Genomic DNA, 13,557 nt, shown 5'->3' with positions numbered 1-13,557 from the left:
TGTGACTGCGTAAAACCTGTATCATAGCTGAGTACCTCGCCAAACCAGTTTCCGGTGCTACCACCATTATTTACATAGTTTGCATTAACGCTTGTTTGCCAGCCTGCCAGGTTATAGGTATTTTGCTGCGTTTCCATTTGCCCTCCGGCTGGTTTCACACCAATCCGCCTGGATTTTACACGACCCAATTCATCAAAAGTGGATGCCACAATAGTGCGCACTAAACTATCCTGATCGTTCACTTTTTGCTTTATTTCATCCAGCCTGCCTGCATGATCGTAATGCATGGTGGTAAGCGCGGTAAACTGTGGGGTAGTGCCACTTAGCAGGTTAGTTTGTCTGTGATAGGTAGCCAGCAGTTTACCGGAAAAGTCATATAAATTACTGACCGCATCAACGCCACCGGTAATATTATTGCTACATGTCTGTATTTGCCGCCCTTTATCATCATAGTAGATGGTGGAGGTAATCCAGCCATCCGCAGTACCCAGGATTTTAGTCCTTGTGCCTGTTACCAGTCCCTTTGTTTTGGTGGAAGGCGCCACACCACGTAAAGCATAAGGGTTTAGCCCTGCCGATAATTTACCCGTATCCGCAGATTGAAAAGTGATGGCTCCAGGAAAATCATAGGCTCCATACCAGGTATAGGTAAGCGGGGTAATATCAGCACTGGTGATGCCCGGCAGCGTATTGGTTACAGTTGAAGTTACGGATGTAGTGATAGCGCCAGCATCTGCAACTATTTCTGTTTCAGAGGTGCCGGTATCAAACCCATCTTCAATTACTACTGCCTGTCTGCCAATATATTGATTTCTCCCATCGTGATGCGCTACCGTCAGTACATCAGGTGCCGGCACCGAGTTAGTGAAAGTTTGACTACCAGCAGCACTATTCATAGCTGCCTGTAACGTCTCCCTGCTATTACTACTGATATAAATACCGGTCATAACAGGCCGGTTAATATCATCATAAAAAGTCGCCATCCATACCCCAGCCTGTTTTTGACTACCATCCCTCGAAAAAGCAAGCCTGTCACGATTATCATATACCATCTCCAGGGAATCCGCGTCTGGCAGCTTTTTAACCACTAACCTGTCACGGCCATCAAAGCGGTATTGAAAGCACAAACCCGCCGCAACGGTAGCCGGATTCCAGGTATTACCCATTAGCGCAACTGCTTTGGGAGGCATTACAAACCGCAAATTCCCTCTTATATCATACACATAATAGGTACAGAGCCAGCCACCATGACCAGGAGCAGGCGCCCCATCCACCTGCACCTTCCGGAGCAGCACATGATTCTCCTTGTCAGTAAAAACTACTACCTGTGCACCATTTTCATCAATAGTTACATCTTTTAGTAGCTCACCTGTATTATAAACACCATTGAATAAAGGCAGTCCGGATGCAGGCTGTTGCCAGTTCACTACAGAATCCGCCAGTGTATTGGTTAAATATTGTTTCGCCACCGGATGGCCACCTCCTGCCACAGACCAGCCATTGCCCGGTGCCCATGTTTTCAGCACCCGGTTCAAAGGAGATGCCTCATACGCCTGCTGTGAATAAAATATGGACTGTATAGAAGATCCTGCATAGTTCGCGGTATCCTGGTAAAACGACTGTTGGACAGTAAACGGCTGCGACTTAAAAAGACCATCACTGGTATTTCCATAAAGTTGTGTATAAGGAAGATATTCAAATTGAACCCGCCCATAGGAATCATACACCACCGGGGTTACCAGATCACGCCCCGCAGGACTGATACCTTTTACCACCGTTTGGACTGGCCGCCCCAGCCCATCAAAATATTGAGTAGTTTGCTGTACTTCAGCAGGAGTTCTGGAGCCGGCACTTACCACCTCGCCATCAGTAGTAATCATATTGGCAGTCCACCTACGTATGTAATTTACCGGACCGGCAATATATGCAGATGGAAGTGCTGTTGGATTCGCAGCGGGCACTCCTGGTTGTACAGGCACATTTTGTGCGTTTACCACCTGTACAAACAACAAGGATATAAGGAGAATAAAGTATCTCATAGCAGAAAATAAATAAGGAACTGATTATTGCCTTTTAATTTGGTAGCTGTTTCTTCTCAGCACATTCCCATTCTCATCCCTGACCTGCAGTAATCGCCCGAAGGCATCATACTCATAATATTCAGTTTTACCATCGGGTGTAGTCATAGAAGTCATAGCACCACTTATGGTGGAGTAAGTAAAGGTGGTAACCAGTGCATTGCTGCCAGCCAAACCTGTTCTGATCTTCTGCAATTCCGTTCTTAATGCCGCATCACCCGGCGGCTGGTCCAGTACTGAGGCGTTAACAAATCCTGCAACTGTTGCCAGGTTACTGCCTGTTACTTTCACCACCGGATACACTCCCTTATACCCCCATAGGTATACATCATTGGCATCGTTTGCCCTGGCCGCTTCCTGAATGTTGCCATACGCATCATAACTGTTGAAATTGGTTTCTACCGCTGCGTCTGAAGAATTGCGGTAAGTACGGAATTTGGTCTGATAAATCTTACTACCTGTGTTATTGAAATTATATTTCGCCGCACCTACATAAACAGGGCTAACCCCAGCCGTTTTCACAGAATCGGCAATTTCGAGCAGCGCAAGGATATTCTTATTCAGCAACAGATTTTTCATGGTTACTTCAGCAGTAGTTAGCCCCAGGCTAAAATCAATATCCGGTGTGAAACTATATTTATACGTTTGCTCCCGCGATTGATTACCATTTACAAACGTTCTGGTAATTTTAGGTATCAGCGCGCTCCCCCGCTCATAATACTCGCGCACCGTTTTAGTTACATAAGTTCCATTATCTGCAAATACAGAGTCTATAGAAGTTCCGGGAAGCGCATAGCCTCCGGAGGTAGCATATTCAGATACAACTGCCATATCAGCTATACAGTCCCGTACTAAATCCTGGCAAATCGGTGCTGCTTCCGGCCTTGTATCCGACCAGTATAATCCGTCAATATCATCTCTCGAAAAGCCCCAATAAGGCTTTACTCTAAGTCCGAGTTGCCCGCCGAAGCTTTTCCAGTAATAATCATTTACCGATTTTTTAAGCAGCTTACCACTCTGATCATATACCTTATCTTCCAGTAAACTCCCCCTGCTGAATGCATAGTCCGCAGGTGGTGTTAAGGGAAAGGCATACGTAATAAAATCAGGCACATAACTAAACAACTGATCCCTCCACCCATTTCCGGACTCAGTAGTTCTAACTTCGGTATATACCACATAGGAGCCTCCTTCAGCAGCCAGTGGATATGCGCTGCGACTAAATATTTTGCGATAGGAACAATAACAATCATTGGTGTTCTCAATGGCCGTAATATCTACCGGACAGCTGAGTACTCCACTCGTACGTGTTGAGTCTGAAGCGTATTTTTGATAGCTATAGGAAGTGGTATAACTTTTACCGGATACAGGATCATAATCCGTCACACTTTTTACGCGTATGCCACCAACCGGATACTCAGACAGTGCTGTACCTTCCGGCCACGTACAATTAAGCTGGTTAGGCCCACAGGTGGCAAAGTCCGCAATAAATACATCTATACGATAATTGCCATTCTTAAGCAAAAAGGACCCGGATTGAACATCCTGTAGGGAGGCAATCTCGGCCCCTCCATATAAATCTCCCGGATAGGCCGGAATCATAATCTTTACGTTGTAACCACAACCAAAAGAATAATAAGAAAAATCAAAATTAAACCGCGTGATGCCGTGGTGGGTATTTACTGTAAAGAAGCGGCTGGCTGCGGGATATCCGAACAGCTGGAAATCAGATACCGCTTCTGAAAATTGCTGATAATTGGTACTAACGGCGTTAATATGGTATTGGAAAAAATCGCCGGAAGGTACGGCCGTATTACCTTCATACTCAATTGTACGACTGCCTCCGGTAGGATAAGTAATCTGGTTAAGTACTCCCTGCATAGCGTAAAAACTGGAAGCAGTGCGATTCCCATAACCATCATAATAAGCATCTCCCAACCCATCTGTAATTGCTACATTTGGAAACAATGACCCAAGATTCCCATTGTAAAACCCCCAGATATCCATCGCCATAGATCCGGGCGCTGGAGGTCCACCCGGGTAATAATCAAAAGAATGAGTAAGGCTGTCTGTACCTGAAGCACCAAACTGCGAAAATGAAACCAGACGCCCCCTGTTGCCAGCGTAGTCTTCGCCATAGTTTAACCGGTACCAGCCCTGAAGATTCCCCCAGGTATCATATCGGTTGATAGTATATAAACGGGGACGCCCCGAAAGATCATTGGCAGTTGTAAAGGTTGCATATCCGCTGTTACCGTCTATCCTTGACACCAGCATTTCCGCCGCTCCGGAAGTAGCATAGACTCCCCCGGAAAAAGTACTGATAGCCCGGCAATCCCTTCCCCCTCCTGTACTTACAGGCATGGCAAAGCCCTCTAATGTGACATTTCCACCTAATGCTGAGATATAAGTATACTTCAGACTATTTTCTTCATTGGCATCATAAACTTCAGATAAATACCAGCTGTCAACTGTAGGAACGGTTCCATCAGGCCCGTAATTAGTACCCGCACTCATTTTAAAGGCGCTGCCACCACCACCGGATTTCGTTTTTCCGAAGTAATAGGTATTCCCCTTTTCATCCGTAATAATCCACTGGGCATAACTTAAGGCACCAAATTCAGCACCGGTTAATACATAACTAATTTTTATAGGGTCGTTAGACATTAACACAATCTGACCGTTTTCCCGTACCTGGAACCTGCCAGTCCTGCCATGAAAATTATACAGGTAAATGTCCGGTTCCAAATCCAGCAGACCGTATCCCAGCGCCCACATCTGCGCCACATCACTAATATGAAAAGTGGAAGGCTTTGCGTATGCATTGTTGATCATCCCCTGTGGAGATTCATCCGGAGCACCGTTAATGATCCTGGTTATTCTACCCGCACCGTCATTCAGATTAAAACCCAACCCTACACAACTTGCCAGTTCTTCTACTTTCAAACCGCCTGTACTATTATAACTCAACCCTACATCCGCACTCAACCGCCCACTGGACACAGAAAACAACGGGAAATTAATTGGAATGGTGCCTGTAAAAGTACCAATAGGCCTTTCAAGCACTTTAAACATGGCCGCCGTATTCGGAGGGATGGGTTTGGGTCTTAATACATTATCCTGATACTGGGCACTGGAGTGAATACGAATACATATCAATAATAAAATAATAACCGGCAACTTGCTCATAGGTAAGGGGCTTAATTCGATAATGCTAAATCACCTGGCTATTTTAAGATCGTTCACTGCTATTATTTTGCAGTCATTATGCTTGATAAGTACAAAAAATACCCTTGAAAAGACAAGGCTTTTCAAGGGTATTAAAAAAATAATAATTACGTCCTACACCGGCAGTTCATAACTCCTCAACTCCCCTTCAGCTGTTGTCAGCAACAGCTTACCATGTACCATCATCACGTTGATCACATTACTGCTGTAATCATAAATTTTATCTCTGTTAGTGGTAGGATTGCCTTCCATATCATACGCCGTAAACACAATACCTTCCGGCATCACCTCTCCCTTTACCAGCAATGAAGTTCTGTCGAGCAGGAGTAAACGCCCAAACTGGGAAACCACCAGCAGATTTTGCTCATCTATAAAATATACCGTGAAGTTAATATTGTCCGGTTCTGCCGCAGGAAAATCAACACTGCCGGCAAAGATAGACTCCTGGTCCTGTTCAGCCACTTTCTCTATCGCAGGGAAGGAGAATATTTCTACCGGCCCTTCATAATGAGGAGCCATAACAAACTCTTTCCCGGAAGGAGCAAAGTTACCCATGATCACATTTTCACACTGGCCCAGCTCTGTCAGCTTAATCACGCCATCGTTGAGTTGCAGCTGCATGAGGGTGGATTGCTCCTGACCTGCGGAGGCCTCCAGCAAAATGGTGGATACATCAGGTGTAGCGTGGAAAGTGTATGCATGCTGCTGACTTTCTAACAGCGGGTAGGAGGCTATTACCGTAAAGGATTGCGCGTCCATAACCTGTAATTCATCGGTTTCATTTTCATCACCCGGCAATACATACCAGATAGTTTTATTATCTGCCGAAAAATAACAGGCAGCCCCCAGAAACCAGCCCCAGGAGCCATGTTCCACTGTATGGAGGAGTTGCGTTCCATCAGCGTTGAGGATGCGCATGTCCGTCATACCGGCAATGGCAATCAGTCGCCCGTCAGGGGAAGCCGATAGTTTGCTGCTCACATAATTGGCATTCTGTCCCTGCATAATTTTTTCCCAAACAATCTCCAGATTACTGTTCAACTTAGTAATCAATGGCTGGCTGGCGAAGTTCATCAGGATCTCTCCACCCGGTATCGGTACTACGTTTACCGGGTTGGCAGTAAAGGTCAGCTTAGCTTTTAACGGCAGGTTTATATGCGGAAATTGACTCATATCTTTTGTTTGTAACCACGCAAAGGTATATACAAACAACTTTTCTGGCAACCTGCATCTTTTTAAGTAAATTCAGGTATGATCACATTTACCAACAGCGGCCTCTACTGCGCTGCGGGTGATTTTTATATTGACCCGTGGAAACCCGTTACCCGAGCGGTTATCACCCATGCCCATTCGGATCATGCCCGGTTTGGTTCCCGCTATTATTTATGTGAGCACGCCACTGTGCCATTGCTAAAATTACGTCTGGGACAGGATATCAACGTACAGGGCGTTGCCTACAACGAGGCGGTCTACTTCAATGGCGTTAAAGTCTCCCTGCATCCTGCCGGCCATATCATTGGCTCTGCACAGATCCGTGTGGAAAAAGACGGAGAAGTATGGGTAGTGAGCGGCGATTATAAACTGGAAAATGATGGGCTGTCGGTCCCATTCGAACCTGTGAAATGCCATACGTTTATCACAGAATCTACCTTTGGCCTTCCCATTTACAAGTGGGCCCCCCAGGATGAAATTTTTGCCGGTATAGGCCAGTGGGTAGATGATAACCGTCAATCGGCCAAAGCCAGCGTATTGCTGGCATACAGCCTGGGGAAGGCCCAACGCGTGATGCAGCATTTGCAGCACAAAACGGAGAAATTCCTGGTGCATGGTGCCATTGCCAATACCCACGAAACCCTGGTACAAAATGGCTGGAAACTACCAGCCATAGAGCATATCACCCCGGATACACCCAAGAGCGCCTTCCCCAATAGCATCATTATTGCACCTCCCTCCGCAGACGTGAGCTGGATGAAAAAATTCAGTCCATATGCGCTCGGCATCTGTAGTGGCTGGATGACGGTACGGGGGAATATGCGCCGGCAAAATGCGGACGCAGGATTTGCGCTGTCGGACCATGCCGACTGGCCCGGGCTCCTGTCAGCCGTGAAGGCCACCGGCGCACAAAAAGTATACGTTACCCATGGCTTCAGCAGCGTATTTGCCCGTTACCTCAACGAGCAGGGCATCCCCGCGGAAGAAGTAGTGACCGCCTATGGCGAAGAAGAAAACGGAAATATTGTTAATAACTAGAACCATATGCAGCAGTTCGCAAAATTAGTGCAGGTAATCAGTAACAGTACCAAAACCAACGAAAAGCTGGCCGCCCTCAGTGAGTACTTCGCTACAGCACCGGGCCGTGATAAAACGTGGGTGCTGGCGCTGTTTACAGGCAGGAGACCTAAGCGTACTGTAAACACCACGCAGCTTAAAAACTGGTGTATCCAGCTAACGGGGCTGCCTGAATGGTTGTTTGACGAAAGTTATCACACCGTTGGGGATCTGGCAGAAACCATTGCACTCCTGTTGCCCGCACCCACGGACCGGAAAGCCGCTCCGCTGCATTATTGGATGGAACAGCTGCTGCAACTGGATAAGGCCGGAGAAGCCACCAAAGAACAGTTCATCAAAAATGCCTGGACCTCGCTGGATGAAAGTGAACGTTTTGTATTTAATAAACTGATCACCGGCGGATTTCGTATAGGCGTGTCCCAGAAAATGATGGTAAACGCCATGGCTAAAACCTGGGACATCCCACCCGCTACACTATCCCACATGATCATTGGCAGCTGGGACCCCAGAGAGGCCACCATTGATGACTTACTGCACCTGCATACCACCGGCGCCGATGCCTCGCGGCCTTATCCCTTTTACCTGGCCTACCCGCTGGAAACCCCGCCAGAAGAGCTGGGCTCACCGGAAGAATGGCAGGCAGAATGGAAATGGGACGGCATCCGCGGACAGATCATAAAGAGAGAAGGTAAGCTCTTCGTATGGTCACGCGGGGAGGAACTGATCACCGAAAAATTTCCGGAATACCAACCGCTTACCAATGCACTGCCGGATGGGGTAGTATTGGATGGGGAGATATTAACCTACGCGAATAATACCCCACTGCCCTTTCAAACATTGCAGACACGCATCGGTCGTAAAACTATCACCAAAAAACAACTGCAGGATGCGCCGGTAGCTTTTCTGGCGTATGACCTGTTGGAATGGGAAGCCGCAGATATCCGCGACTATCCATTATCCCGGCGCAGGGCATTGTTGGAAGCCCTGGTGCAACAAGTACAACAACCCATGCTACAACTTTCACCCGTGATTAATTTCCAGGAGTGGCAACAGCTGGCTGCGCTGCGCGAGGAAGCACGTGCCCATGTAAGCGAAGGTGTGATGCTGAAAAAGCTGGCAGCACCTTATCAGGTTGGCCGCAAACGGGGCGACTGGTGGAAGTGGAAGATAGATCCGTTTACAGTGGATGCCGTAATGTTATACGCGCAAAAAGGCCATGGCCGCAGGTCTAACCTGTATACGGATTATACCTTCGCGGTACGGGACGGGGACAACCTCGTACCTTTTGCCAAAGCTTATTCTGGCTTAACAGATAAAGAAATTGCGGAAGTAGACAACTGGATTAAAAAACATTCCCTGGAAAAATTTGGGCCGGTACGTACCGTAGAACCCTTGCAGGTATTTGAAATTGCATTTGAAGGCATTGCCGCTTCCAACCGGCATAAATCAGGTATAGCGCTGCGTTTCCCACGCATCGCCCGCTGGCGCAAGGATAAACCGGTTTCGGAAATCAACACCCTCGACGATATGAAGAAATTACTCGCCCTGCACCAGGGCTGAATGCCTGCGCTGATATATTGCCAGTACAGCAATGGCCAGCGCTTCAAATATCAGCAGCATCAGCTACAGAACATAAAACTAAATAAAAAACAAATTTTGGAATAAATTACTTTATATTTATCTTTATGTAGATTTTTATTCCATAAAAATCATTATTCTTTTACTAAATCAGGAAAAAATTGGAAACAACACAACTGGTATTGGATGAAAAGGACATGAACATTCTCCGCCTCTTGCAACAAGATGCCAAGATGACCATGCGCGACATTGCTGCCCAGCTGAATATGAGCACCACGCCTGTGTATGAGCGCATCCGCAAAATGGAACAGGCAGGGATTATTAAACAATATGCCGCCATCGTAGACCCCAGTAAAATTGGTAAAGGATTAACAGTACTGGTTTACATTACCTTAAAAGAACATAACAAAAAATACGGAAAAAAATTCATCCAGGAAATCCTCAACTTCCATGAAATTACCGAGTGCCTCAACATCTCCGGTGAATTTGACTTCATGATCAAAGTGCAGGTACGTGATATGGACGAATACCGCGAATTTTATGTGAATAAACTGGGCGAACTCGACAACCTCAGTCATACACAAAGCATTTTCGTGATTTCTGTAATCAAAGCTACTCACCAGGTAGTATACTGATATGCTGCTTAAATTTCCACAGGACTTTCCCGGTCAGCAACTGCTGAAAGTGGGCAACACGCACTACGCTATGCTCAAACAAAGGCGCATGGCGGAAAAGCGACGCGTATTCCTCAAGGAAAATACCCTCATTTTTGTACTCAACGGTTATAAAATACTGCACACCAACGATGGCGCTATCAAAGTAGCTGCAGGCTCCGTATTTATACTCCGCAAAGGGTTTCACATCCTGTCCGACATCGTGGAAGACGGCACCGATTTTAAAAGTCTGCTCATCTATTTTACCGATGAACAGGTTAGCAGGTTTATCCACAAATACGGCGCTCATTTTCCGGCCGCCGCACCATCCGTCACTAACCTCGTCATTCCTATTACTGGTGCGTTAGACAGCTTCCGGGAACAATACCTTCAGTATTTTACCACCGCCCCGGCAACCATTGCCGAACTGCTGCCACTCAAAGTTTTCGAACTTTTCCTGCTACTGCTGGCAGCACCACAAAAAAACCAGGTAGCAGCACTGCTCCATGACATCGCCAGTGGCAGCGCCCCTGACATTGACTGGGTTGTGAAACATCACCTCTTTGAGCCACTCACTTTACCGGAGCTGGCTAAATTGTCGCATAGAAGTCTCGCCGCATTTAAGCGCGACTTCCAACAGCATTTCCAGAGCAGCCCGCGGCAATGGATTACTGCTGAGCGACTCAAATACGCCCATACCCTCCTGCTAAATTCACAGCTGCACATCACTGAAATAAGCCTCGAATGCGGATTTGAACACACACCGCATTTTATTTCCCTCTTCCGTAAACAATACGGCACCACCCCACAGGCACTACGTACCAAAACTGTTATGATCTGAGCCGATCACGCTACCGCTACCATTACGGCCATGCTACCTTTGCATTAAATCATTTTTACTATGCAACACACCGCTGAACAAAACATGGCCACAGTACGACTTTTCAACGAAGCCTGCCTCCTCAACAAAGACATGGAAACCCTCGACGCCATTGTGCATCCCGACTTCATTAATCACACCGCAGCACCTGGATTTGCAAAGGACATCCAGTCACTCAAAACTTTCATCCTCACAGGACTCAGTAACATCGGCGATCTGAAACTTGATATCCATGCCATGTATACCGACGGTGACACCGTGATCACTCACAAAACATTTACTGGTATATTGAATGCACCGTTCCTGGGACTTACTGCCATCGGCAAACCTTTAACCATGCGGATTATTGACATCGTGGAACTAAAAAACGGACAGTACATCGCACATTGGTCCGTTCGTGAAGTACGGCAGGCATAATTCATAAAATATGCTTACTTTAATCCAATGAACCGTAAGCATTTTTTATCTGCCTTAATATCCACCGGTGCCGCCTTTCCGGCCGTAAGGGCAGCAGCTGCCATACTGCCGGCAAATGAAACGCCCGCTACGCCCATACTGCCGCCCTATCTCAAAAAAGGTGATGTCATAGGCATCACCTGCCCGGCAGGATATATCACCAGGGATGAAATTGCTGCGGCGGTACGCATTATGGAAAGCTGGGGATTTGTTATTCGTATAGGCAGCACCGTTGGATTGAAAGATGGTTCATTTGGCGGTACGGATGCACAACGTGCAGCCGACTTCCAGGACATGCTCAACAACCGGGACATCAAAGCCATCATGTGCGCCCGCGGCGGATACGGATGCGCCAGGATGATTGACCGGCTTAACTTCGACCAGTTTACAAAGCATCCTAAATGGATCATTGGGTTCAGTGATATCACCGCCTTACACAGCCATATCAACAGCACGTTTAACATCTCCAGTATTCACAGTAAAATGTGCAATAGCTTCCCCGATGATTTTCGTACATCCGATGCCGTGATGCAGGATACCATCTCTTCCATATACCAATCCCTCATAGGTACAACCATGCAATACACTGCACTGGCCGACCCTAAAAACCGCCAGGGCAGCGCCACCGCACCATTGGTAGGCGGTAACCTGAGTGTGCTGCAAAGCATGTCGGGTACCCCATCCGAAATAGATACCAAAGGGAAAATTTTATTCCTGGAAGAAGTAGGGGAATATTTGTATAGTCTCGACAGGATGCTGGGTACACTGGAAAGATCCGGCAAGCTGAGTGAACTCAAAGGCCTGATCATCGGTGGTTTTAACCGTATCAAGCCCGACGATCCCGGAGAGGAATTTGGCAGAACTCTATACGATATGATCTACGAACGTGTAGGGAAATACGCCTACCCGGTATGCTTTAACTTCCCGGTAGGACACCAGCGTAATAACTATGCCCTGAAATGTAATGCCATACACACGCTACAAGTCAGCAACACCGGTACTACGCTGGTGGAAAAAACTATTTAACAAAGAACGTAACAATAAACAATATCGCCAGCACATACATCACCGGGCTGATTTGCTTATGCTGTCCGGTACATACTTTCAGCAGCACATACGATAACATACCAAACACAATGCCCTCTGCAATACTGTAGGAATAAGGCATCATGGCGATGGCCAGGAATGCCGGCAGTGCCTCGGTTACATCATTGAAATCAATTTTTGTAACGGCTCCCATCATCAGCATACCCACGATAATCAATGCAGGCGCCGTAGCCGCAGTAGGGATCATGGCAAATACCGGCGCAAAAAACAGGGCCAGTAAAAACATGATGGCTACCGTAAAGGCGGTGAGGCCCGTTTTACCACCAGCAGCAATGCCGCTGGCACTTTCCACATAAGCCGTTACCACGCTGGTGCCTAATAAACCCGCGGCAGTAGTACCTACGGCATCGGCCATCAGGGCTTGTTTGGCGCGGGGCATACGGCCATCCTTATCCAACAGGCCGGCTTTGTTACAGAGCCCTATCAGCGTACCCACGGTATCAAACAGGTTCACCATGAGCAGGGTAAACAGGATCTTGAGCATGTCCACCGAAAATATTTTATCGAATTGAAGCTTAAAAGCTATTGGTGCTACTGACGGTGGCCAGCCTATCAGGTGGCCGTTTTCAGGCATATGGGTAATACCCAGCGGAATACCTGCCAGGGTGGCTGCCATGATACCTATCAGCAATGCCGCATTCACGCCCTTGTACATCAGCACCGCACTTACAATCACCCCAATCAGCGCCAGCAGCGGGCCTGCGGAGGTAAGATCCCCCATTTTCAGAATCACCCCTTCCAGCTTACCATCGCCTACATGGTGCATCCCCGTTTGAATAATGCCCGCATTGGCCATGCCTATCAGCGCAATCAACAATCCTATGCCCACGGATATCGCATGTTTGAGATTGGACGGAATACTGTTGATAATCGCCTCCCGTATCTTAAAAAGAGAAAGAAAAATAAAAATGATCCCTTCCAAAAATACCGCTGTGAGCGCAAACTGCCAGCTATACCCCATGGCCGAAACAATGGTGTAGGCGAAAAACGCATTAAGGCCCATACCAGGCGCCACGCCTACGGGCAGGTTGGCATAAAACGCCATTACCAGCGTACCAATGGCTGCTGCCAGCGCCGTAGCCGTAATAAGTGCATTAAAATCCATACCCGTTTGGGAAAGAATACTGGGATTTACCGCCAGTATATAAGCCATGGTGGAGAAAGTAGTGAGGCCTGCCAGGACCTCCTTTTTAAAAGTGGTCTGGTTTTCTTCCAGCCTGAAAAATTTAGAGAGCATGTTGCAAAAATAGTGTCTTAATTTTATCCAATAACCCGGTAAGGAAATTGT

10 protein-coding genes are annotated in these 13,557 nt (G+C 47.2%); 6 read left to right on the top strand and 4 right to left on the bottom strand.

The window, feature by feature from the left end; genetic code table 11:
* From KW844_RS25340 to KW844_RS25330, 3 genes are all read right to left on the bottom strand, one after another.
* Positions 1-2,039, bottom strand: a 2,039-nt coding sequence (locus KW844_RS25340; protein ID WP_255578625.1) for a DUF6443 domain-containing protein, incomplete at its 3' end; no start/stop codon positions are given.
* Positions 2,040-2,063: 24 nt separating this feature from the next.
* Entirely contained in the window at positions 2,064-5,153 is a 3,090-nt protein-coding gene (locus KW844_RS25335; RefSeq protein WP_218379584.1) for an RHS repeat domain-containing protein, read from the bottom strand.
* 267 nt (positions 5,154-5,420) lie between these two features.
* Complete coding sequence (locus KW844_RS25330; protein WP_218379583.1) at positions 5,421-6,479, bottom strand: hypothetical protein; 1,059 nt, start codon at positions 6,477-6,479, stop codon at positions 5,421-5,423.
* 78 nt (positions 6,480-6,557) lie between these two features.
* Between KW844_RS25330 and KW844_RS25325 the strand changes: the two genes are divergently transcribed.
* The 6 genes from KW844_RS25325 (at position 6,558) to KW844_RS25300 (ending at position 12,188) form a co-directional block, all read left to right on the top strand.
* On the top strand, positions 6,558-7,556 hold the full coding sequence (locus KW844_RS25325; RefSeq protein ID WP_218379582.1) for a ligase-associated DNA damage response exonuclease: 999 nt from the start codon (positions 6,558-6,560) through the stop codon (positions 7,554-7,556).
* Between the two features lie 6 nt (positions 7,557-7,562).
* Positions 7,563-9,155 carry an ATP-dependent DNA ligase gene (locus KW844_RS25320; protein ID WP_218379581.1) on the top strand — a complete coding sequence of 531 codons (1,593 nt, stop codon included), beginning with the start codon at positions 7,563-7,565 and terminating at the stop codon, positions 9,153-9,155.
* 179 nt (positions 9,156-9,334) lie between these two features.
* A complete protein-coding gene (locus KW844_RS25315) occupies positions 9,335-9,808 on the top strand; it encodes an Lrp/AsnC family transcriptional regulator (protein ID WP_255578624.1) in 474 nt (157 codons plus the stop codon).
* 1 nt (position 9,809) lies between these two features.
* Positions 9,810-10,667: an AraC family transcriptional regulator gene (locus KW844_RS25310; protein WP_218379580.1), complete on the top strand. Its 858-nt coding sequence runs from the start codon at positions 9,810-9,812 to the stop codon at positions 10,665-10,667.
* Between the two features lie 60 nt (positions 10,668-10,727).
* Positions 10,728-11,123 (top strand): ester cyclase, encoded by a 396-nt coding sequence (locus KW844_RS25305; RefSeq protein ID WP_218379579.1) that lies wholly within the window; start codon positions 10,728-10,730, stop codon positions 11,121-11,123.
* 27 nt (positions 11,124-11,150) lie between these two features.
* Positions 11,151-12,188 carry an LD-carboxypeptidase gene (locus KW844_RS25300; RefSeq protein WP_218379578.1) on the top strand — a complete coding sequence of 346 codons (1,038 nt, stop codon included), beginning with the start codon at positions 11,151-11,153 and terminating at the stop codon, positions 12,186-12,188.
* On the opposite strand, the gene KW844_RS25295 is transcribed toward KW844_RS25300, so the two are convergent.
* On the bottom strand, positions 12,181-13,506 hold the full coding sequence (locus KW844_RS25295; protein ID WP_218379577.1) for an NCS2 family permease: 1,326 nt from the start codon (positions 13,504-13,506) through the stop codon (positions 12,181-12,183). The genes KW844_RS25300 and KW844_RS25295 overlap by 8 nt on opposite strands.
* Positions 13,507-13,557 lie beyond the last annotated feature (51 nt).

This window comes from Chitinophaga sp. sic0106, from assembly GCF_019219075.1.
GTDB lineage: Bacteria > Bacteroidota > Bacteroidia > Chitinophagales > Chitinophagaceae > Chitinophaga.
This window is presented reverse-complemented; position numbering and strand designations above follow the sequence as displayed.

Coding starts and splice junctions, on each gene's coding strand:
- KW844_RS25335 (WP_218379584.1), bottom strand. CDS start 5,153: ATGTTTAAAGTGCTTGAAAGGCCTATTGGTACTTTTACAGGCACCATT.
- KW844_RS25330 (WP_218379583.1), bottom strand. CDS start 6,479: ATGAGTCAATTTCCGCATATAAACCTGCCGTTAAAAGCTAAGCTGACC.
- KW844_RS25325 (WP_218379582.1), top strand. CDS start 6,558: ATGATCACATTTACCAACAGCGGCCTCTACTGCGCTGCGGGTGATTTT.
- KW844_RS25320 (WP_218379581.1), top strand. CDS start 7,563: ATGCAGCAGTTCGCAAAATTAGTGCAGGTAATCAGTAACAGTACCAAA.
- KW844_RS25310 (WP_218379580.1), top strand. CDS start 9,810: ATGCTGCTTAAATTTCCACAGGACTTTCCCGGTCAGCAACTGCTGAAA.
- KW844_RS25305 (WP_218379579.1), top strand. CDS start 10,728: ATGCAACACACCGCTGAACAAAACATGGCCACAGTACGACTTTTCAAC.
- KW844_RS25300 (WP_218379578.1), top strand. CDS start 11,151: ATGAACCGTAAGCATTTTTTATCTGCCTTAATATCCACCGGTGCCGCC.
- KW844_RS25295 (WP_218379577.1), bottom strand. CDS start 13,506: ATGCTCTCTAAATTTTTCAGGCTGGAAGAAAACCAGACCACTTTTAAA.